Source organism: Natronococcus pandeyae (assembly GCF_008122205.1).
Classification (GTDB): domain Archaea; phylum Halobacteriota; class Halobacteria; order Halobacteriales; family Natrialbaceae; genus Natronococcus; species Natronococcus pandeyae.
Genome location: NZ_PHNJ01000008.1, coordinates 186,911 through 210,187, shown reverse-complemented (window position 1 = coordinate 210,187; position 23,277 = coordinate 186,911). Strand labels below are relative to the sequence as shown.

The following is a 23,277-nucleotide window of genomic DNA, read 5'->3' as shown; positions in this document are numbered from 1 at the left end:
TTTCCTGGTGGTGATTGCAGGACTCTTTCTCGGATGGATAGCACTATTCTACTGCTTAGGAACGGCCTCTATTTGGGAATAAACGGATTTGCACTGATCAATCACCAGCCTTCACAAATCAAGCCAGATCTCGTGCGACACTCGCGCTCTCTATTCAGCACTGTCTGACTGCTTCCTATAGAATCTGTCAAAAACAGCCTGCTGAATATAGAGTATTAGTGCAGCACAACGACCGAATTTGTTTCACACCGGATCCAGTGAATAATCCGCTCACTACACGTGCGAATTGAACGGCGAAGAGAATACATAGCAGAACAGTTATTGTCAGATAATGGCTGAGATGGATATTGACCTTGCACTTAAGCAGACAATTGGACTTATATTGATTTTGCCAATAGCAATAGGTCTCGTCTCTTATTTTTCCAGTGACTCCCTCGTATCCGGAGCTGTATACGGGTTTCTAATGGCAGTTATTGTCTTACTCTTTTACTGGTGGTCAGACATACTCGGCAATCCGGCACTGTCTAGTTTAGCACCTCCGCTGGCGTCTGTCCGTTGAGTGACTGGTGCGGTCGTTGTGTGTTATAGTAATGTATGAAATGCTCAAGACACTCCTTGACGCTCGCCCGACTGCCCACCCATGAGTTGTGGAAGCGGTCAACCCTCATCATCAAGGTGTGAAACCACTTCTCGATGCGGTTTCGGTCGACGTAGTCGAGCTGACCGCTCAACCCCAATCGAGAGAGGGCAGTCAGATATCCGTAGCCATCGACGAGAAATATTGTCTGGGAGAGATCGTGTTTCTCGGTCAATCGATGCAGGAACGCAGCGGCTGGATCGGTGCCTCGTCGTCCGAACACTGCGACATCGAGAATAAGCCTAGAGTCTACGTCTATTGCAACACACACCCAAGACCAGTCGCCGTTAATCTTGACAGCGGTCTTATCAATGGCGACCCGCGACGGCTTCGCCGTCCTCAGAACGCGAGGCGTTCTGATGGGCCGCACGAGAGCGGAGCTCTCGTGGACGTCGGCGGGTCTGAAACGCTGTCAGCCAGCCGATGTACCCAATGCCAGATTGCTTGGTGAGAGCGTTTTACGCCGATCAAGCGAAGAATCGCTTGTGTCTCCCGAAGCGAACACCCGGTCGCGTGGAGACGGACGGCGAACACCCTGACGGGCGTCGCCGTCCGCTCCCGCTCCCAAGATTCATTAAATTCCGCCGCGTAGCACTCGCTGAGCAGGTCTGCGAGCATCATTCCAAGCTAACTCCACGACCTGCTCGTTCCTCAAACTGCGCTAACTAGACGGTGCCGAAATTCTATGCAAACAGGGGCCTTAGTCGAGTAGAGAGAGCGATCTTGAAGAAGGTCCCGGTATCAGAATCGGATGCGAACGATTTGATATCGTGGCTGTGCTGACGACAGACGTACATAGAGTCGCTGCTCGGAGAGATCCTGAAGTCCCGTGGCCAGTTCCCACCAGTCGACGTCACGGTGAGCTGGACCGAATTCACTGGGTCGCTCCGGATGTCAAACATCCGTATTGAGTACCCGGTAGTAGTTTCTGGTTCGCTTTGGGTCGACAGACGTACACTATAGGGTCCTCTATAAGAAGCTCAACAAAAGATTCAAATGAAAGTCTAGCAATTATTGATTGCGATGAGCGAGATCACCTGTACAGACGTGAGTAAACTATACGATCCGAAAGGTAACTCGATTCTAGCAGTCGACGAGGTGTCGCTGACGATACGAGACGGCGAGTTTCTTACTATCGTCGGTCCGTCGGGATCAGGAAAGTCGACGCTCCTTCGGATGATCGCCGGATTGGAAGACATTACTGACGGTGAGATCCGTATCGGGGATCGCGTCGTCAATGACGTACCGCCGCAGCGTCGGGACGTGGCGATGGTGTTCCAGAACTACGCGCTGTATCCGCATATGTCGGTGCAGAAGAACATGTCCTACGGCCTCAAGTTGACGACAGACCTTTCGACGGAAGAAATCAACCAACGGGTCGAAGAAACGGCCGAGATGATGGGTATCGGCGATCAACTCGAGAAGAAGCCCGGGAGTCTTTCGGGAGGGCAGCAACAACGGGTTGCGACGGGCCGCGCTATCGTTCGTGATCCCGAAGTATTCCTCTTCGACGAGCCACTGTCGAACTTGGACGCCAAGCTTCGGATGAGCATGCGGACCGAACTCCAGCGGCTACAAGAGGATCTCGAGACGACTTCCGTCTATGTTACGCACGACCAGACGGAAGCGATGACGATGTCAGACCGCATCGTCATCTTTGACGAAGGCGAGATACAACAAGTCGGGACGCCCGAAGAAGTGTATGCCAACCCCACCAATCGATTCGTCGCCGACTTCATCGGGAGTCCATCGATGAACTTTGCAACAGTCGAGATGGAGGGGAACGTGCTGATTGGTGCGGATTTCGAGTACCGCGTCTCCGACCGGATCGCTGACCGCGTCCGTGAGGGCGACGGTGGGGCGGAACTCGAACTTGGAATTCGCCCGGAGGACGTCACAGTCGAAGCCGAACCCGGTGACAATCGGATCCCGGTTACGCTCGACGTCGTGGAACACGAGGGGAGCGACAACTACCTCTACCTCGTTTCGGAGGACGTCGAGTGGACGGTTCGCGTTCCCGGTGATCGACGACCGGAAGAGGGATCTCGGCTTCACCTCGAGTTCCCCGAGTCCGAACTCCACGTCTTCGATCGAGCGAGCGGTGAGAACTTGCTCGCCGAGGAGACGACCGAGAAGCCGACGGCAGTTACCGACGGCGGCCGGAGCGCTGAGGAGTAACCATGTCCACGAGTGACCATCGGCTGCTCGACCGACTCGGCGGCGACTACGTCGATCGGGAGACGATCGAAGGCCTGCTGTTCGCCGCCCCCTATCTCATCGTCTTCGTCGTCTTTCTCGCCGTCCCGCTCGTCTACGGGCTGTACATGAGCTTCTTCGAGTGGAACTTTCTCAACCCCGATCAGTCCGAATTCGTCGGACTCGAGAACTACCGAACGATCATCGCTGACGGCCGGTTCCACACTGCCCTCTTACAGACGTTTTACTTCGTGTTCCTCACCGTCCCCGCGATGACCGTCCTCGGAGTGGTGATGGCCCTCGGCGTCAACCGCGGTATCAAGGGAACGAGGTTCCTGCAGTTCGCGTACTTCGTCCCGTACGTGACGACCGTCTCCATCGTCGGCCTCCTGTGGGTCCAGATGTACGGTGCCAACGGCGTCTTCACGCAGTATACCGCGTGGTTGTTCGGCCGGGTGCTCAGCGATACGTCCCTGGCGATGCCCGGTCTCGCGCTCACGACCGTCTGGTGGCAGGTCGGGTTCTTCTTCGCCATCCTGCTCGCCGCTCGGCAGAGCGTCCCGGAGCACCTCTACGAAGCCGCGAAACTCGACGGCGCGGGTACGATCCGGATGACCTGGGACATCACTATTCCCCAGATGAAGAACTCGATTATCTTCTGTGTCATCGCCGGCACGATCCTGCAGTTCCAGGTGTTCGGCCAGCCGTTCGTAATGACCGACGGCGGTCCAGCTGGGTCGACGGAGACGGCTGTGTTCTACCTCTACGAACTCGGTTTCCGAACCTTCGATCTCGGCTACGGCGCCGCAGTCGGCTACGTCATCATGGTAATCCTGATTGCGATATCGTTGGTCAACTACTACGTCATCGAAGAAACGGTGAACTGACATGAGCTTACGCAACCCAACCGAACACGATTTCGAATTCGACGTACCGGCTATCGAAACGCTTGCGACCTACGTAACGGCGTACGGGCTTGGGATCCTCTTCCTGATCCCGCTGTACCAGATGTTCGTACTGTCGATCACTCCGACCGACGAACTCGGATCCTTCTCCTGGTTTCCCGAGGACGTTACCTTCGCCTACTGGTCCTGGGTGCTGTTCGAACAGCCGCTCATCTACCGCTGGATCTTCAATACGCTGCTCATCGCGACGGTGACGACGCTGCTCGTCCTGGTCTTTGATTCACTGATCGCGTTCTCGCTAACGCGGCTGGAGTGGCCCGGCCGAAAGCTCGTGCTCGGGATCATCGTGTCCAGCTTTATGGTGCCGGCGTTCGTCAACATCATCCCGTTGTTCCAGGTGATCAACCAACTGGGCATGATGAACAGCTACTGGGCAGTAATTCTGCCGTTCACTGCTGGCCCGCTCGGCGTGTTCCTCCTCTACCAGTTCTTCCGTGATATCCCCGAGGAACTCGAGGAGGCCGCGCGAATGGATGGGTTCTCTACCTTCCGAATCTACGCACAGATCATCCTCCCGCTATCGGTGCCGATTCTCTCGGCACTCGGGCTCTTCACCTTCGTCTGGTCGTGGAATCAGTTCCTCTGGCCGTTGATCGTGCTCAACAGCGATGCAATGTACACGATTCCGATCGGCGCAGTTACACTCCAGTCAGTTTATGGTGAGTTCGCAAACCGACTGATGACGATGCTGGCGATCGTTTCGCTGCCGCTGTTCATCGTCTTCCTCCTGTTCCAGGAGAAGCTTATCTCGAGCGTCCAACTACAGGGAACGACCGGATAATGGCTGCCGACGGTACAGACGCCAATCAGTTTGCCGACGCCCTCCGTTCGACGGGTCGGTTCGTCTACGGTAACAGTCACACGCTAACCCTCGTTAGCGTCTGCTGGTTCCTCGCGTCGGTACCGGTCGTTACAATCGGTCCGGCGACGCTCGGTGCCTACGTCGCGGTCCGTCAGTTGGATTCCGATCGGAACCGCGTCGAATTGAACGAACTTCTCGGGACCGTCCGGAGCCAGTTCGTCCCGGCAACGCTCTACGGCCTCGTCCCACCGTTGTTCTTCGTCATCGCCGCCGGCTACGCCGTCGCTCACCTCTCGAATCCCGGACTGCTCACGACCGGACTCTTCTTCGTCAGCCTCTACGTTGGCCTCTACGCCGGGTTAGTCATGGTCCCAACCTTCTACGAGCTGGCCGACGGCACGGCCCCTGCCAAGGCAATAAAATTGGGGATCCGGTGGACGGCTGCCCATCCGACCCTCGCGCTACTTACGGGACTGGTGACGCTCATCGTCCTGCTCGCGACGCTTCTGCTTACGATTGGCTTCGTATTGCTGTATCCAATGCTGGCGTTCTCGTTCCAGCATCGGATGGTTACCGAAGCTAACGCAGCGTAATTCTCGAGGGTGGGTTTCCCTCTTTCCGAACGAGTGCAACGCTTCACGAAGTGATAGTGGCCACTGACAGTCAGTGCACACTCGATCGCACGACGGGAGCGCGGTTCGGAGCGAGCGCGGTTCGGAACGAACGAAGTGAGTGAGAACCGCGGACCGCGAACGGGGAGGAACGACCCGTGAGCGAACGAAGTGAGTGAGAACCGCGGACAGTGCGGTCGGTGTGTAGACCGTTTCAGTTGTCACTATCGTGGCAATCTCGAGGTCGGACGCCGATCGATACACCACGAGAGTCCGAGAAAAGCGTCGTCGAACGAGGCTGCGGTGTCTCAGTCGTCCCGTTCGAATCGCCAGCGCTGGTGGTCGCCCTCCCACCACTCCCACTGGACGACGTCGGCACCATCGGCGGTCGAACCCTCGTCGATCTCCGCGGTCTTGCCGCTGTTGGCGTTCTTGACGCGATAGCTGCCGTCGTCGAGTCGGGCTACGGTCCACCGTTGGTTGTCGCCGCCCCACCACTCCCACTGCACGAGCGAGTCACCGTCCTCGACGCCAGCGTCCTCGACGTCGAGGACGCGGCCGCTGGCGGCGTTCTCGAACCGGTAGACGCCGTCGTCGACCTCGTGAGCCGTCCACCGCTGTTTTCCCTCGTCGGTCCGGTCGGCTTGCTGGACGTTCGCGCCGTCGCCACTGTCCGGTTCCTCGACGTCGAGAACCCTTCCGCTGTTGACGTTCTCGATGCAGTAGGTACCACCGTCTTCGATTTCGGCACCCTGGCTCGGACCGAACTCGACCTCGTCCATCTCCCAGATCTCGATCGAGCGGACGGTGAGATCGCCGTCGTGGTAAAGCCGGAGTTCGTTCGCGTCTTCTCGCGACGGGTACGCGCGCGTCGTGACGCTTTTCAGCCCGTTCAGGTAGCACTCGATCAACGACTTGTCGACGAACACCCGGAGCTCGAGCGGTTCAACGGCGTGATCGAAGCCAGGAACCGGTCCGGTGGTTTCGAGGTCGCTCCGTTCGGCTTCCCACTCCATCAGGTCATCGTCGAGACTCGTCTCGGTCCTGTCGGTCCGGATTTCGCCGTCGTGCAGTTCCTCGTCGTAAAAGACGAGCGTCTGCTCCTCACCGTCCGGCGTTCGGCGGCAGACGAAACCGTACTGCGAGGCCCCCTCCGATTCGAGGACGAGTCGCATCTCGACGGTATCTGCTTCGACGTTCTCGAGCGCGTCGTTGACGAGCGCGGGATCCGCGTCGTTCATCTCGAGGAGCTTCTCCTGTCTGAGCGAGGCCAGTTCCTCGATTGGCTCGACGGCCAGCAGTTCGTCGTCGGTCAGAGAGAGTTCGACCGGCGCGCCACCATTGTGCGCCCACCCCCAGTCGTGTCGCAGTTCGGGCAGCCGATAGTCCTGCGCGATAGTGAACAGGATCGACCGGTGGCTCTCCGGGTCGTAATCGGTCCAGTCACCCTGGGGATCGACGAAGCCGCTGGGTCCGGTGAAGTGATTGGCGCCCTCATCGATCAGTCGCGGCTCCTCGAAGTCGGGAGTGAACGTTCGACTCTCCGCATCCCACTCGCCGATCCAGTAGTACACCTCGACGTCAGCGTCGCCCTCATGCGGGTTGATACAGAAGAAGTACTTCTCCGTCCCGTCGCTGTCGGAACCGAGCGGGAGCAGGACGGGAAGTTCCCAGACCTCACCGAGATGAGCGTACTGTTCGGGGGTCTCCAGTTCGTGGAACCGACCCTCGTACGTCCACTCTTCGGCGTCCGGCGAGTGGTACAGCAGGGCGGTCCCGCCGTCCCCGTCCTCGAGGCCGGAACCGACGAGTGCAAACCACTCACCGCCCTCCAGCCAGACGTGCGGGTCGCGGAAGTCGTCGTCGCGGAGTCCGGGGTCATCGGGCTGCTTCATGACCGGTCCACGCTTGTCCCAGTCGATCAGATCCGGGTCGTCGGTGTCGGCGGCAATCGCCTCGTGGACCTCCTGGGCCGCCGAGTCCTCGTCGGTGCCCGCGGTGTAGAGGAGGCGAGGAACGCCGTCGTCGTCGACGAAGGCGTCACCCGACCAGCAACCGCCGGGATCGACGCCGGCCTCGGGTCGGAGCGCGTCCTCGACGGGTTCCCAGTAGACGAGATCCTCGCTTACCCAATGGCCCCAGTGGATATAGTTCCAGTACGGTCCCTTCGGATTGTGCTGATAGAACAGGTGGTACTGGCCGTTGTAGTACAGCGGTGCGTGCGGTTCGTTCATCCAGTGTGTCGGCGGAATGAGGTGGAACTGCGGCCGATAGTCGTCGCCGTCGAACTGCTCCGGGTTGACCGTGAGGTCCGTATACCCGATCGGTGGCAGTTCGTCGACCGTCGCCTCGTGTGCGTCGAGCACCGCTCCATCGTCGAACGCTTCGTCGTGTAGATCGATCCTGGCGATCGCGCCGTTGAACGCGTCGGTGGCGAACGTCTCCTGCACGTAGTCCGTATCCGCGTTCCGCCCAAGCCGAAGGAATCCATCGGCGGGGACGATCGTCGCCGGGCCGGAGCCGTCCGTGGAGACGGTCTCGGTCGTCGCGAGCTCGCCGTTCTTGTAGAGGCGGACCTCGCCGACGTGGCCGTCGAACACTGCCGTGAGCTGGGTCCACTCGTAAACGTCGATGAGCGCGCCCTCTTCGACGCGGATCGTCCGCCAGTCGTCGCCAAGACCGATCTCGAACGCCCATCGGCGGTGATCGTCGACGCCGAGAGCGAATCCCCGTCCGGCGTCCCGGTCGGCGAGTTCGACGATCGTGTCGACGTTGTCGGTCCCAGCACCGGTCGAACGCGGCGCAACCCACGCGTCGACGGTCAGTTCGGCGAGTTCCTCGCGGGCTGGCGCATCGAGTTCCAGCGCGTGCCATTCGGCTCGCGTCGTGTACCCGTCGAACAGCAGGCTCCGATCGTCGATGCCGTCGAACCACAGCGGGTCCCGGTCGCCCTTGTGTGCGACTCGGTTCGGAACGCTCGACACGGCTTCGCGCGTCCACTCGGTGTCCCCTTCGTCGAACGTCCACGAAGCGATGCCGCCCGGAGTCGTCACCCGAATGGCGCTGATCTTCGCGTTGTCGACCGAGGCCTCGGCCGTGACGCGCAGGATCCCGTCGTGAACGGTGACGTTCGAGACGCGCTCGACGAGCGCGGTGTTGCCGCCGACTTCGTCGTAGACGTCGAGATCGGATCGAACGGTCCGGCCCTGTACGGAGACGTCGAAGACGCGCTGGCCGGGTTCCTCGAAGTAGATCTCCGCGAAGTGAAGTTCGACGTCGTAGACACCGTTTCCGACGGGTAGTTCGTAGACGAGCGTCTCGGCGGTCCGCTCTGTCCGATACAGTTCGTCGTCGTCAGTTCCATCTATCGAATCGTCGGTCGCGTAGGTTCCGCCTCCCGAATAGTACCGATCCGGTGCGTAGGTGATCTCGTCGGCGGTCGTGTAAAACTCGTCTGCACCGACGTTTACGTGGCCGCTGCTCGTTACCTCGATGGCCGAGAGTTTCCCCCCATCGTTCGACGCGGGGCATGCGATGGGAAGCGAGTCGTCGTCGACCACGACTTCAGAGACGGGCGTCCGCAGGGCAGCATCGCCGCCGACCGCATCGTAGATGTCGAGATCGTTCACGACCGTTTCGTCGTCTACGACCACGTCGAAGATTCGCTCGCCCGTCGAGTCGAAGTGGTTCTCGGCGAAGTGGAGCACCACGTCGTAGACGTCCTCGCCGAGCGGGAGCTGGTACGAGAGGTCTTCGTGGACTCGCTCCGTCCGGTACACCTCGTCCCATCGCGTGCGACCGATCGCGTCGTCGAACTCGAAGGCCGCTCCGTTCTGGTAGTACTGGTCCTGTCGGAAGGTCGTCCCCTCACCGGAGGTGTACACGTTCCCGCCAGCGTTGACGATCCCAGCGTGGTCCCAGTTCTGCTCCGCGTGGAGTTCGTGGGCCTCGAACTCGACGAACTCGGCGGTACCGCCCTCCGCATACGACGAAACACCCGTGCTCTCCCAGTCGGGATAGACGAGGTGAGACATCGTGAGCCGGCCATCGTTGGCGAAAACCTCGACCGAACATCGGTCGACCAGTAGGTGGAGGCGGACGGTGCCATCGGATCGTGGCTCGAGCGTCGCTCTAGCGACGTCGTACTCGTCGCCACCGCCGAAGAACTCGCCGGACTCGGAACGATCGAAGACGAGCTCAGACTCGTCGACGTCGTATTCGATCACGGTAGCCTGTCCGTCGGATTCGCGCACCCGCAGGCCGACTGCATCGGCGTTTCCCGGATCGATCGTCGCGTCGATCTCGAGCGTGCGGCCCGCGACCGGTTCGTCCGCGAGCGGGTCTTCGTTCTCCGAGACCGTCTCGGACTCGAGCGAGGCGAGTCGCTCCTCGCGGATGGCTTCGACCGCTTCGACGGGCCGCTGACGGATCTCGATGCCGTCGCCGCCGCCGACGAGGGTCGTCCGCCGGGGAATCGTCTGGACACCCTGCCAACCGTTGTCCGGCACGTCGTGTGCGTATTCCCACTCGCTCATCCACGCGACCCAGCGGTGTGTCCCGTCCGGCGAGCCGGACCACGACATCGGAGCATAGAAGTCCCAACCATAATCGGCCTGTACGATACGGTCGACTGTGAACTCAGTACCGTCGAAGTGACCGATGTGATGTTCGACGCGGTCCCAGTCGGCGGAGATAGTGAGGACCCATCGTGTCTCGTCCGTTCCCTCGACCGGTAGCTCGTAGAGATCTGGCGTTTCGACGCTGACGTCACCGTCCAGTTCGTACGTGCTGCGGTACGTCCAGTCGATCAGGTCGTCCGACTCGTAGATCTCCACCCCCTTCGGTCGATCCCGCGCGTCGTCGACGCGCGCGACGACCATCCGCCACCTCCCGTCGGGTTCGTACCAGAAGACGTTCGGGTCGCGAAACGCATCATCGTCGCTTTCGATGACGGGATTTTCACCGTACTTCGTCAACGTGCGTCCGTCGTCCGTACTGTACGCAAGCCGCTGGTCTTGCCGATCCTCGTCCTGGAAGTGACCTGTGTAGTGGAACACGAACGCATCCTCGCCGAAGCCAGCGGTGTCCTCGCTATCGACGATGCCGCCGCCGGACCACTGCTCGATCCGCTCCTCGACCGGGAGTTTGGTTCCGAGTTCCCTCCAGGTGAGCAGGTCCTCGCTCACCGCGTGATCCCAGCGCCGCTCGTCCTCGCCGGCCTGGTAGAACAGATGGTACGCTCCGTCGTAGTAGACCGTCCCGTTCGGGTCGTTCATCCAGCCGTGATTGGGCGCGAAGTGGTAGTTGGGTCGATACGGCTGAGAGGATCCATCCGTCTCGGTCGCCGACGCAACCGCAGTCGGCGTCATCGTCGACGGACTCACGCCGAGCAGAGCCGCCAGAAGCCCGCTTTTGAGGAAGTCTCGTCGTTTGAGTCCGTAGTAGTCACTCGTCGAGCGTCGGGTTGAATCGTTCGTCGATCCGTGATTTCTAACCATGGTACATCTGTCCGCTGGACGCGACTGGCCGCGACCGCACCAGCCGGTGAAGGTCGTAACCGGTCCGTCCCCGCGAACGACAATGTGATCCACCTTATTGTTATTAAATATTATCATTATTAAAATCAGAACTGAGGGGTAATCGTCCGCAGAATCTGCACCAGTTATCGCTCCGCTTCCGTCGTAAGTTGGTGCGCGACGAACCGTTCCACTTCGGCTTCGCCACCCGAGGCGACGAGCGAGACTGCCGTCGAGTTCCAGTCCGGATAGATGAGGTTCGAGACGACCGCCCGGCCGTCGTTGATAAACGCCTCGACGGAGCACCGATCGACAACTAACCGAAGCTCGAGTCGGCCGTCGTCCAGTGCCGGAATCGAAGCGGACGTGATCCCGTGTTCGTCGGCGGAGAAGAACGCTCCCGACTCGGACCGGTCAAACACCAGCCGCCCAGCGTGCGGATCGTATCGAAGTTTCGTGGCCTCGTCCTCGCTGGCTCGGATGTCGACACCGACGATGTCGGCGTCGCCTGGAGCGATCGTCGCCTCGATCTCCAGTGCCCGTCCAGTAACGTCGGTTCCTTCGAGCGGATCGTCGCCGGGAGCGACCGTCTCACCCTCGAGGGTTGCGAGGGTCGCACCCCGGATCGCCTCCAGCTCTCGGGCGGGCCGCTGGCGAATTTCGAGACCCTCACCCTCGTCGACGAGGGTGACACGCCGCGGGAACGACTGAACGCCCTGCCAGCCGAGATCGGGCACGTCGTGGGCGTACGCCCAGTTGCTCAGCCACCCGACAAGCAGTCGCCGCCCTTCGGGCTCGTTCGACCACGTCATACCGGCGTAGAAGTCGAACCCCTGGTCGGCGGGAACGCGCCGCGCTGCCGTGAACTCGGTGCCATCGAACTGCCCGATATGGTGGACTTCGCGGTCCCAGTCCGCAGAGACGGTAAGGACCCATCGCCTCTCGTCGGTGCCCGCAACGGGAAGCTCGTACAGGTCGGGACACTCCCACGCGGTCGCCTCCATCGCGTGCGTGAGTTCGTACGTGCTCAGGTACTGCCACTCGCGGAGATCGTCGGATCGGTACATTTCGATCCCCGCCGGCCGATCCGGCGCGGATTCTACCCGGGAGACGACCATGCGCCACCCCCCGTCGGGTTCGTAGCGGAACACGTTGGGATCGCGGAACGCTCCGACATCGCTGCCGATAACCGGATTCCCGTCGTACTTCTCGATCGTCTCGCCCCCATCGTGGCTGTACGCGAGCCGCTGGTCCTGCACACCGTCGTCTTCGTGGTGGCCAGTGTACGTGAATACGAGCGCGTCCTCGCCGAATCCTGCAGCGTTTCGGTCGTCGACGACACCACCCCCGGAGAACTGCTGGATTCCGTCCTCGACCGAGAGTTTCGTGCCGTGGTGCTCCCAGCGGACCAGATCCTCGCTCGTCGCGTGGTCCCAGCGACGGCGTTCCTCTCCCGCCTGGTAGAACAGATGGTACGCTCCGTCGTAGTAGACTGTCCCGTTCGGGTCGTTCATCCAGCCCTCTGGCGCCGCGCAGTGGTACTGCGGACGGTAAGGGTCCGGCGGTTCGTCGACGTCCGACGAGCCCGCGTTGGGCTCCGACTCGGTGGGTGGTGTATCCCCGTCGTCGGAGCACCCGGTTGCGGCGACTGCCACGACTGTCCCGAGGAGTCCGCGTCGTGTCGGATGGCACGACGGATCGTCATCGATCATTCGTTTACCAGATCGATGCCATCTCCCAGACGTCCAGCGATCGGAGTCTCGCTTCGCCGCCGCGGGCAAAGAACGAGAGCCCGGTGCTGTCCGAACGGCCCGGATAGGCCCGGGCTGCCAACGAGCGACGGCCGTTAGCGAAGACTTCGACGATGCTCCGATCGACGAACACACGGAGCTCGAGCGGCTCGTCGTCCTCGAGTCGCAACGGCCCCTCTTCGGCCGGGCGAACGGTGGCGTCCGACCGCGTACTCGACCGCGTCGCGTCGATGCCGAGGCAGTCGACGTGCGGGTAGTAGGTGACTTCGGTCACCTCCTCGCGCTCCGGCGACCGGAGGACCGTGAGCCCGACTCTGCCGGCGTCTTTGGGATCGATCGTTGCCGAGATTTCGAGGGCCCGGCCAGCGTCGTCGTCAAAGAGCAGTTCGTCGTTCGATGGAATCGTCTGCTCCCCGGCCGATCGGTGATCGCACCGGAGACGCTCGAGTTCGTCGACCGGAGCGACGGTGAGAGTTCCGTCGTCACTCAGGCCGAGTTCGCGGGGAAGCGAAACGACTTCGCCCCAGCCGTCGAGCATGGCGCCGGCGTTGAGGTTGAAGAAGGCAATTTGCCTGTCCTCCGGACCGTCCAGTACCGAGGGTGCGTGAAGATTCCCGGGATTCGGATCGCCGATATACCCATCGTGGGTCGTCGGGCCGTGTGTCAACCGCCCGTGTCGTTCCGGTTCGAATCGATGGGCCGACCGGTCGTAGTCGCCTACGAAGTAGTGTGCGCCCCGTCGATGGCTGAAACAGAGAAGGACGTGTCGGCCGTCGATCTCGAGGAAATTCGGCACTGCGGCGTCTTCTCCCGGGTCGGTGTGGCTCCCGTCTTCGAAAAACGGACCCACGTACTCCCAGTTAGTGAGATCGTCCGACCGGAAGAGGTAGACGGCGGGCTCCGAGTCGACGAACTGTTCGCCGGAGTGCGTTCCCGACAGCGAGTAGTAGGAGCCGTCCGACGAGCGCCAGATCTCGGGATCGAACACGGTAAAGGGATCGTCGCCTCCCGCCTCGGAAATCACCGGATTGTCGGCCGATTTCTCGACGTCCACCAGTAGCGGATCGTCGGCGGTGGCGATGCAGTTCCCGGAGCCCGGTCCATGATACATGAAGACGACTCGGTCGTCCTCGACGAGCGCCTGTCCGCTGTAACAGCTCTTCTCTGCACCCGTGTCCGGCGAGAGTGCGATCGGAAGGTCCTGCCAGTGAACGAGGTCCTCGCTGACCGCATGTCCCCAGTGCATCGCTTCTACCCAGGGGACGTCTTCCGGGAGATCCGGCGGCCGGAACTGGTAGAACAGGTGGTATCGCCCGTTCCAGTAGCAGGCACCGTTCGGATCGTGGACGATTCCGCCGGGAGGCGAGAAGTGATATGCCGGTCGATACGGGTCACCGGAAAGTTGCTCGCGCTGTCGTCGAAACGTCTCCACTTCGCGCCGTTGATCCGCACGAAGATCACTCGAAAAGGTTTCAGCCATGTAGGTGAGAGGTGTGTGGGAACCGAGGTTCGGTACACCGCTCGTCGGTAGTTCTGGTCGGACAGACCGAAGTAGCGGTCTGAGCGATCGGGAACTCGGCGACTGCGGGCGTCGAAACTACTGAACTGTATTCCGACATATCGATCACGACAACCGGTCTCGGAGCGCGTCGGCGGAGGCCTCGAGCGCTTCCTGAGGGTCGGTGTTCTGGGCATAGGCATCGACCAGCGGGCCGGAGACAGCCGTCTCGTAGGGATCAGACGGGATTCGAGGCAGGTACCTCATTTCGCCGGCCTCGGCCATCTCCTTGACGGTTGGGACGATCCCCAGTTCGTCGTAGTACTTGGCCGAGGTGACCTCCTCGGACTCGGCGACCTCGGGCGACGCCGGGAGGTGTGCCGCCGTCTGGGCCCACAGTGGATTGTTCGTCGTGATCCACTCGGCGAACTCGACGGCCGCTGCGATCTCCTCGTCGGTGTGGGAGTCGTCGGCCGGGAAGATGAATCCGGTACTCTCCGCAAACGTGGCTGGCTCGCCGCCCGGGAAGACGTATGGCTTGCTGAACGTGTACTCGAGATCCTCGGGAACCTCTCCGTCCTCGTCCTGGAACGTGTTGACGTGCCAGTTGCCGGCCAGCATGAAGCCAAGTTCGTCCTCGAGGAAGAGGTTGAACCGCTCGTCCGGGTCGTCGACCTCTGGTTCGTCCCAGCCGTATTCTCCGGTGACGTTGTCGAGGAAGTCGATCGCTGCCTGTCCTTCGGAACCGTCGTAGACGACCTCGTAATCACCGGGGCCGCCCTCGACCAGTTGTCCCCCTTCCTGGACGAGTGCCGTGTGGAAGGTCCGCATGCCGAGGATCGACGCACCGCCCTCCATCGCCGCAAACGACCGCCCGTCGGTGTTTTCCTGAATGGCGTCACAGGCCTCGCGGAACGACTCGAAATCCTCCGGAATCTCGTCGACACCGGCCTCCTCGAGCACGGTATCGTTCGAAATCAGCATGTTTCCGTGAATATCCATCGGGAACGAGTAGAGCTCCTCATCGAGTGTCATGGCCGACTGGACGCTCTCGTAATAATCGTCCGGCCCGAGCTCCGCCCAGTCGTCGACGGGACGGATCGCACCCTCTGACTCCATGAATCGGAGGGTCGACATCCAGTACGACGCGACGTGCGGAGCCTCACCCGACGCAACACCGGTAAAGATGGCGTCGAAAAACTCGTCGAACGGGATGTTCGACATACTGACGTGAATGTCGTCGTGCGTTTCGTTGAACTCCTGGACGAGCGACTTGATTTCGTCCTGTTCCGTGCCGCCGAAGTACTCTCCGAACTCGATTTGGACGTCTGCATCCGGATCCCCATCGCCATTGGCGCCGTCAAGTTCGGCGTCACTATTCATACAGCCTGCCAGCCCGGCAATCCCGGCCGCACCAACACCCCGAATTACGTTCCGGCGATCAACGTATCGGCTCGATGAACGTTCTGACATTACACACTCACAATTCAGAAGATGGATAATTAATCTTTCTATCACCAATGGAAATCCGCGGGTCCATCTCCCCCTATTTTACCGGACTCACCCACTGCCGTCCGGTGGTTCAGTAGATGACTCCACGTGTTATTCGTTATCGGTATATAAACTCGAGATGCGGTTTCATTCACATCCAGAATTATATCACATCCGATACTATTTTCGGGACACGTTCTGCACTCCGCTCTTCTCCAACCAGACGATTGATCTGTTATCTCACTATCCGCTCCATGTCGGCTTCCTCCTCTCGAAGAACGAATGCGGCGAGTTCGACGTGTGTTTACAAGAGTACTCCTGTAAGTTGTTGATAGATACCACGGGACAGGGACTGCAAGTTACGCAGCGGCATTTAAGTCTTCCCAGGGATTCAACTTCACACCAGCCGTGAAGGTGTGGGAACGACAGGCAAGGAAGCCTCGACCCGAACAGGCGGCCGGACGTCTTTACAGCACTAACTCGGGACCGAAAATCCGAAACCGGTCCTTACTCGTTCGGAAGTTCGTCGTACTCCGTGAGGTACCAATCGAGGTCGTCGGGGTCTGGAATCGATCCGAACTGGTTGTGGTAGCTCGCGGTAGCGTTTCCGAGGACGAGCGAGGCGCCGTCCGAAAGTCCCTCTAGCTGGCCGATAGCGAATCCAGCAGCGAAGTGGTCCTCGGCGTTTCCGCTGCCGTACGTGAACTCTTGGAGGTGGCCGCGGGCGGCGATCGTATCCCGTTCGGTAGCGAGCGCAGCCTCGTACGGTGTATGGACTGCGACCCGCGAGAGGTTCAACCGTCGCTGAACGATGTCGGCCAGTCGCGGAATCGAATTGGTCGGTTCCTCACCGAATACGTGCGCGTAGTGGAGTGCTTGCTTTCGCGTCGTGACGAGCGTGATCGGAACGATGGAATCGACTTCGTCGAGCGTGGCGATCCCCGCCGGGAGATCCGTCTCCGAAAGCAACTCGACCGTTCCGGCCATCAGGAGGATTTGTTCGGGGGGTGACGAGGTAAGCGGCCAGACCTCGTCGACGAGGCACTCCAGAATGCTGGGGATCGAGGGAACAGTACCCCACCCTGAAAGGCTCATCAGCGACGCACCGTCTATCGCTTCGGCAAGCGCGTCCATCGTAACTCGCTCCCGGATCGTCTCGTAATCGAGGCCAGCGACCACGTCACGATCCTGTATCAGCAACTTCCCGGTCTCGAACTGCACGTAGTCGGTCGTCGACGGGTTACCAACCGAGAAGAAGTCGGCATCCGGGAAGGCCAACTGGAACGGGTCAGCGGTCGGTTCCCCGAACGTTCCAATCATCGAGACGTCGTAGTCGAAGGCGCTAAATATCGAACCGGCATGCGCTGGATGTCCGCCTGGTTTGGTCTCCGTCTCCACCCACTCGAACGTTGGCGAACGCGTCATAGAACTCGCCTCGACGAGCCGTTCTTTCACCGATTCGAACTCCAGAAGCGGTTTGTACGAGCCACCGGGCCCACGCGAATCGACAAACTCGCGCATTCGGTCGACGTATCCATCGAGACCCGTCACCACCGACTGGGACTCGACGTCCGTGAGGTCCCACTCTCGACACGTATCGAGGTACGCCCGCGTTTCGGCGTCGAGCTCGAATCCCTTCTCGCGGGTGCGGTCGAAGATTGTGAAGCGGCGCGCCTCATAATCCTCGGTCAACGCCTTCCAGCCACCAACTCGGACGACAGTCCCGTCGTCCGACTCGTCGAGTTCGAGTTCGACGTACGCATGGCGGTCGTGCTCGGAGTGGTAGTAGTCTACAAGCGTTCCTTCGGCGGAAACGGGTTCTCCTGATTCCACTTCGTACCCCTCGAACGCAACCGAGAACGACTCCAGCGGTCGCGTTCGGGCAGCCCGGTCCAAGTCGGCGAGACAGTTCCCGATCCGTACGTACTCACTCGGAAACTCGGGCTCGTCTCGACCGCTATCGACGGTCTCGTGTGGGATCCCGCGCGACCAGCGTGTCTGGACGAGGTAGCGATCGATCATAAACGCCAGTTCGGGGTTCGCAACGTAGTAGCCCCACCCCTCTCCCTCGTCGTCTTCGGAGTCCAGTCGCACAAAGCAGGTCGTTCCATCGGCGACGAGGACGAGCGGCTCGTCGGTCATAACCCCACGCAGCTCGTCGACGGCTGCGGGAACGTCGAGATCGGCGTCAAACTGGTCGTCGTGTAGCAATCCGTCGAGACCCGCGACGAGCAACTGGATATTGACATCCTCGGGGAGTTGAATCGCGTCGAGAACGTCGAGTGAACGAACTGGGACGAGGATCAGAAGCGTCGTCTCGGCCGCGTCGACGACTCGTTCCACGTATCGGCGAATCGTCGATGCAGACGAAAAAACGCGCACGCCGCCCTCCACGTCGTCGACCGACTCGTAGAGGCTTTCGAGCGATTTCTCGGCGCTTTCGAGCCGGTTTCGGATCGGAGAGATCACTTCCGTTGGCTCGATTGCGTACGCCTCGGCTGGATGGTCGTCGACCGTTTGGACAAATCCCCGTTCGCGAAGCGTCTCGACCGTGTCGTACACCCGTTGCTGTGGAACGTCACTGGCCGACGAGAGTTCGGACATGGTCTGGCGCCCGCGCCGGAGCAACGCGAGATACACATCGACCTCGTACGGCGACAACCCGACGTTGTCAACCAGTACCGACCGGAGAGCCCCTTCGTCTGTTTCACCCGTCATACCATTTGACAACCGTCCTGCTACAAAATAATTGCTGTTGGAGCGAGATGTCGTCCAGACTAGCGGATTACAGTAGTATGCGTGGCTCTGAAGCCATGCTTCGGGGATTTCCGGATCGGCGGTGTGCAAAACAGTTTCTAAACTAGATGGTATCTCGTTTTATCTCCAAAAAAGACGTTCGACAGCATTTCGTGTTTCGTGATCCTCGTCTCGAGATCGGAGGCCGTGACGGTGGAGGCCCGCCTTGAGTGTCGATACTGAATCGAGGAGAAACAGGGCGTCTCGGCCGTCGGATTTCTCTGTGAGTTTCCGAAGAGAGATTTCCGTCAGTGCTGTTGTTCGCGTCGAATAGCGCGTTGCATGGAGACGTTCGATAGTTTCGGGATCGAGAGCGGTGTACAGCCAGTCGCGCCCATCATCGGTTGGACCATAGTGTCGTCGATCGTAACCTGATCCGGCCCGCTTCGACCTGTCGGCTACAAATCGGTTCTCTCTACTCAATTACGAACCGTCGGTCGGGCCGCTCGACACCGAACCATACTGACTCGAGTACAGTGTCTAAAACTGATAAGATGTTTGGATGGAGCCGGGTACTCAATCGTATCATTTCGCGTAGTATTGCTTCGTGCTCGCAAAGTTACGTGCGCCCGCCGTTTGATGACGTTCGTCAGGTCTTGCTATCGTGCAGTTCACAGCAAGCGTCTCGACGGCGCTGCCGGTATCGACAAGACTCGTAATCGTCCCTCTGGGGCTGGTTGGTGGCGACACGGGCGTCTCTTTCTGCTAGATCGTCTGGGAAGTACTGATCCTCCAACTACGACTACGACGATAGTACGCCGGCTCCCGGTATCGAAGTGATTCGAGCAAGAGTAGACGGGCAAAGGTCGAAACCGAGCGAAGACTAGCCGTTACCGACCCTCATCGAGGGCATCCAGTTCCCAGATCTCCATCGAACGGACCGCCACTGCATCGTCGTGAACGATCCGAAGACGATCGGGTTCCTCGCTCGTCGAGTACCGTCTCGTCGTAACGCTATGGCGGGAGTTTATGTAGCACTCCATCATCGATCCGTCGAGGTAGAGGTGCAACGCCAGATTTTCGTCGTCGATACCGGCGTCTGTTTGGTGTGTGAGTTCGCTGTTCGCTTCCGCATCGGCGAGCAGGTCCGAGTCGGCCGTACTGTCGCGTCGATCAACGGTAACAGTCCCCGTCGATTCGTCGTAGGTCAGCGTCGTCTCCTCGTCTCCGCCGTTCGGTCGCTCGAGACTGAGCCCGTACTGTTGTGCTCCGTTCGACTCGAGTTCGAGGCGTACTTCGACTCGGTCGACATCGACGTCTGCCAGTTCCTCGTTGACTTCGGCGGGTGAACGGTCGGACGCTTCGTACCGTTTCTCGGTCCTGAGCGTCCGGAGTTCGTCGATCGGTTCGACCCGCAGTCGACCGTCGTCGTGGAGCGACAGCTCCAGGGGTAGCCCGGCGTTGTGAGCCCATCCGCCGTCGAAGTGGTGTTCAGGCAGCCGATAATCCTGGCTGATGGTAAACAGCAGCGATCGGTCGTCCGACTCCGGATTCGAATCGACCATGCCGCTGGGACCGGTGAAGTGGGAGTCACCGTAGTCGATCAATCGGGGCTCATCGTGGTCCCGGGAGAATTCGCCCGCGTTCGGGTCCCATTCACCGATCCAGTAGTAGACGTCGACGTCCGCCTCACCGCCGACGGGATTGACACAGAGAACGTGTTTGTCGCTGTCCCACCCGTCGCCCCCAACCGGCAAGAGCACGGGAAGTTCCCAGACGTCCCCGAGAAACGGGTAGGCCTCGTGTTCGAACTCTCCCGGATCGAACAGGTGCCCTTCGTACTGCCACTCGGCGAAGTCCGGCGAGCGGTAGAGCAGAATCGTCCCGTGGCCATCCGAGGGAAACGACGATCCGACGAGACAGAACCACTCCCCGTCTTCGGTCCAAACGTGCGGATCGCGGAAATCCGGCGGATAGGCCGCGGTGTCTGGCCAATCAGCGGGATACAGGCCGTCGTCGGTCGGCGCCGGCAACGGCAGTTCGCTTGGATCTGTAGTGGTCTTCTCCCACTCGACGAGATCCGGATCGTCGGGATCCGTCGCCGTCGCCTTCGCAATCGCCTGATCGGGTCGCGCGTCTGAATCGCGGCTGATCCCGACGGTGTACAGAATCGCTGGCTCCCCGTTCTCGTCGAGAACCGCGTCACCGGCCCAGCAGCCAGTCGGGTCGAGCGCGTCCTCCGCCGGACGAAGTGCTTCGGGAACCGGGCGCCAGCGGACGAGGTCCTCGCTCACCCAGTGGCCCCAGTGAATGTAATCCCAGTACGGCCCTTTCGGGTTGTGCTGGTAGAACAGGTGATACTGACCGTCGTAGTACAGCGGCCCGTGTGGCTCGTTCATCCAGTGACGAGGCGGGATCGCGTGAAACGCGGGTCGGTGCTGATCACCCTCGAAGCGATCCGGCTCCGTAACGAGGGACCCGTAGTCGACGGCCGACACAGGGTCGTGTTCCGCCTCGTGCTTGTCGGCGATCGTCTCCGGCTCGAGCGCCTCACCGTACAGCTCGAGCTGGCTTATCGCGCCGTCAAAGAGGTTCTGCTCGAATATTTCTGCTTCCTCGAGCACCGCGGTGTCGGCGTTACGGCCGAGGGCGAGCGGGGCGTCTGCGGCGGCGACAGCATCGCCATCGAATTCCTGGCTTGCGACCAGTTCGCCGTCGCGGTAGGCCTCGACCGTTCCGCTCGGCCGGTCGAAGACGGCCGTCAGGTGAACCCACTCGTAGAGCGGGACCGGTGGATCGTCGACTCGGATCGTTTCGAGACGATCGCCGAGTCCGACTCCAAACGACCACGCGCCGTCGCGGTCGACGCCAAGCGCGAACCCCCGGTCTCGCTCTCGATCGATCCGTTCGACGATCGTATCGAGCCGATCCGTGTCGCTGAACGATCGGGGAGCGATCCACGCGTCGATCGTTAGCTCCTCGAGGGGGCCGTCCAGTCGATCCTCGAGCTCATCCGGCGGGTGTTCCGCCCAGGTCGAGTAGCCGTCGAAGAGAAGGCTCCGACCGGCGATCCCATCGACGCGACTCGGGTCGTCGCTCCGGTGGGTCAGTTCCGTGGTCGCACCGGTAACGGACTCCGTGACGGTCCGTCCGTCGTCGTCGAACGTCCACCGTGCTAGCAACGCGTCGGAGACCGGCTCGGGAGTAGCGTCCTCATCGCCGTCGTTACGTATTCTCGAACAACCGGCGAGTGCGGTCGTGAAAGCGGCACCTCCGACACCTGTCAACCAGCGCCGACGGCTTACCCGGTTCTGGCGGTCGCAGTTCCACATCGACTACGACTCGACCGCGGAGCTACAAATACATAACGATCTCGGAAAATACAATGAAAGAAAGTCATCGATCATTGTACTGGAATGGCGATTCGATTTCCTTCGAGCACCGTGTGGCCGCGTTGCTGAACGAGCGACGAATGCGTTCTTTCGACGGAACGCTCGGGAATCTTTTCGATCGACTGCTCAGCTAGCCAGCACGGAGATCGCGACTGACGACGGTTCGGTCGTCTGGCGGACTGGTCGCCCGACCGAAAGCGGACGTTCCGTCGAGTTACTGACCGATCACGATGCCGTTCGGCGATTCGTGTGATCGAGTCAGTACGGCCCGAAGGCCGTTTTGCGACGTTATCGTCCGTTGCCGCCTCGGCCACCCGACGGTGGGACGTAACCGTCGGCCTTTTCGGTGACGATCCGCGTCTCGTCGCCGTCGAGATTGACTTTCAGGCTCGGGGCGAGCGTACCGCCGAAGATCTCTCTTTGCTCCTCCGGGGAACGGTCTCCGATCGTGTCGAGGCTATCGATATCACCGCGAAAGTTCAGGAAGCTCTGGGCCACCATGTTCGAGCCGTGTTGCATCGCATCCCAGGAGTACGCTTGGAACGGCTCCTCTTCAGGGTTCGCGATGACGAGGCTGCTCTCGTTGAGCGGCTCCATGTCGGGATCGTACATCGAATCGCCGACGAATCCGTGGAGCCCTTCGGGCCCCTGGAGACCGGGTGCATACGTGTGCTCGTGTGTGATGAAGAACAGATACCAGTTCCCGTTTTGGAAAATGTAGTGGGGCCGTTCGAGCTCCTGATTAACCCCAACCGCTTCGAGGACCGGCGGGAGGAGTTCCCACTCGGTGAGGTCGTCGCTCGTCGCCCGCATGACACCGATGTTCCCGTTCCAGCTATCCTGACCGGGAACCGTCGCACCCGTCGGCGTGTTCCCTTCGAATACCAGGAGATCTTCGCCGGTTTCTGGGTGCTGGAAGTACCACGGGTCGCGGAACGCGTGAGCCATCCCCTGTTCGTCACCCTGTTCGAAGGTCTGGTACATCTCGCCGTCTGCCTCGCCGATGATGTGGTGCTCCTGCGGGCCCGTAATTTCGACTCCGTGTGGCCCGGTTTCGATACTGCCGCCGACGGCAACCGCAAGGCGCTGACGGACGTCCGGGAACGAGTCCGCGGCAGTGTAGAAGTGATAGATCTGTTCTTCGTCAGGATCGTACATCGCCGATCCAGCCCACGTCTGATCACCGAGGAACTCGTCCTCCTCGAGGACAACGCCCCCTTCCTGCCAGCTCTTGCCGTCTCGCGAGTAGAAGTAGCTAATGCGTGCCCAATCGTGTCGGTCACCCGGGACGTCGACCTCCGGTCTGTTAGGGTCGGCTGTCAACGAGAAGATGATCTGCCAGCCGTTGAACTGGGCCATCGATCCGTCCCGGTTCCGGAGCGGCCACGTGTCCCAGACGAGGCGGTCCTCGGAGATCTGGTCGGGTTCGTGGTCGATCACCGGCGCGGTATTGTCGTCGGTCAGTTCGATCTCTTCGACGTGCTCTTCTGTCCAGTGAGCGGATTCGCCTCCCTCGACGGCGACAGCGGATTCAGTAGCGGCAGGGATGCCGACGCTGGCGGTAACACCGAGGGCTCCTGCTGTTTTGAGGACGGTTCGACGGTTCATTTCACGGCTAGTGTTATCGTTTGACATTGGTGACGAAACGGATTAGGGGGATCGGGTCGTTCTTCGCTGCTTGG

General features: G+C 60.6%; 13 protein-coding genes and 1 pseudogene. 5 read left to right on the top strand and 9 right to left on the bottom strand.

Features of this window, described 5'->3' with window-relative positions; all coding sequences use genetic code 11:
• Positions 1-331: 331 nt before the first annotated feature.
• A complete protein-coding gene (locus CV102_RS15790) occupies positions 332-559 on the top strand; it encodes a hypothetical protein (protein WP_187432998.1) in 228 nt (75 codons plus the stop codon).
• On the opposite strand, the pseudogene CV102_RS15785 reads toward CV102_RS15790, so the two are convergent.
• Together CV102_RS15785 and CV102_RS27235 are read right to left on the bottom strand one after the other, a co-directional pair.
• Positions 525-1,258 (bottom strand): annotated as a pseudogene (locus CV102_RS15785) (IS6 family transposase). The gene CV102_RS15790 and the pseudogene CV102_RS15785 sit on opposite strands and share 35 nt — an antisense overlap.
• 62 nt (positions 1,259-1,320) lie before the next feature.
• Positions 1,321-1,539: a beta-propeller fold lactonase family protein gene (locus tag CV102_RS27235; protein ID WP_148858976.1), complete on the bottom strand. Its 219-nt coding sequence runs from the start codon at positions 1,537-1,539 to the stop codon at positions 1,321-1,323.
• Between the two features lie 121 nt (positions 1,540-1,660).
• On the opposite strand from CV102_RS27235, the gene CV102_RS15775 reads away from it, so the two are divergent.
• Genes CV102_RS15775 through CV102_RS15760 form a run of 4 tightly spaced genes read left to right on the top strand, consistent with a single transcriptional unit; the run spans position 1,661 to position 5,193 of the window.
• On the top strand, positions 1,661-2,815 hold the full coding sequence (locus tag CV102_RS15775; RefSeq protein WP_148858975.1) for an ABC transporter ATP-binding protein: 1,155 nt from the start codon (positions 1,661-1,663) through the stop codon (positions 2,813-2,815).
• Between the two features lie 2 nt (positions 2,816-2,817).
• The gene (locus CV102_RS15770) at positions 2,818-3,720 is read left to right on the top strand and encodes a carbohydrate ABC transporter permease (RefSeq protein ID WP_148858974.1); all 903 of its coding nucleotides are present in this window, start codon (positions 2,818-2,820) and stop codon (positions 3,718-3,720) included.
• Between the two features lies 1 nt (position 3,721).
• Complete coding sequence (locus CV102_RS15765; RefSeq protein ID WP_148858973.1) at positions 3,722-4,579, top strand: carbohydrate ABC transporter permease; 858 nt, start codon at positions 3,722-3,724, stop codon at positions 4,577-4,579.
• The gene (locus CV102_RS15760) at positions 4,579-5,193 is read left to right on the top strand and encodes a DUF624 domain-containing protein (protein ID WP_148858972.1); all 615 of its coding nucleotides are present in this window, start codon (positions 4,579-4,581) and stop codon (positions 5,191-5,193) included. The genes CV102_RS15765 and CV102_RS15760 overlap by 1 nt, the downstream gene beginning before the upstream one ends.
• A gap of 326 nt (positions 5,194-5,519) precedes the next feature.
• Here the strand turns inward: CV102_RS15760 and CV102_RS26390 are convergent, their stop codons facing one another.
• From CV102_RS26390 to CV102_RS15715, 7 genes are all read right to left on the bottom strand, one after another.
• Complete coding sequence (locus tag CV102_RS26390) at positions 5,520-10,709, bottom strand: malectin domain-containing carbohydrate-binding protein (protein ID WP_222863701.1); 5,190 nt, start codon at positions 10,707-10,709, stop codon at positions 5,520-5,522.
• A gap of 164 nt (positions 10,710-10,873) precedes the next feature.
• Entirely contained in the window at positions 10,874-12,439 is a 1,566-nt protein-coding gene (locus CV102_RS15740; protein WP_148858971.1) for a glycoside hydrolase family 32 protein, read from the bottom strand.
• A 4-nt stretch (positions 12,440-12,443) separates the two neighbouring features.
• Positions 12,444-13,910 (bottom strand): glycoside hydrolase family 32 protein, encoded by a 1,467-nt coding sequence (locus CV102_RS15735; protein WP_187432996.1) that lies wholly within the window; start codon positions 13,908-13,910, stop codon positions 12,444-12,446.
• A 192-nt stretch (positions 13,911-14,102) separates the two neighbouring features.
• Positions 14,103-15,359, bottom strand: a complete 1,257-nt coding sequence (locus CV102_RS15730) for an extracellular solute-binding protein (protein WP_187432995.1) — start codon at positions 15,357-15,359, stop codon at positions 14,103-14,105.
• Positions 15,360-15,974: 615 nt separating this feature from the next.
• Positions 15,975-18,185, bottom strand: coding sequence for a TrmB family transcriptional regulator (locus CV102_RS15725; RefSeq protein WP_148858968.1), 2,211 nt, complete (start codon positions 18,183-18,185; stop codon positions 15,975-15,977).
• A 908-nt stretch (positions 18,186-19,093) separates the two neighbouring features.
• Positions 19,094-21,535, bottom strand: coding sequence for a LamG-like jellyroll fold domain-containing protein (locus tag CV102_RS15720; protein ID WP_148858967.1), 2,442 nt, complete (start codon positions 21,533-21,535; stop codon positions 19,094-19,096).
• A gap of 348 nt (positions 21,536-21,883) precedes the next feature.
• On the bottom strand, positions 21,884-23,203 hold the full coding sequence (locus CV102_RS15715; protein WP_233710710.1) for a glycoside hydrolase family 68 protein: 1,320 nt from the start codon (positions 23,201-23,203) through the stop codon (positions 21,884-21,886).
• Positions 23,204-23,277 lie beyond the last annotated feature (74 nt).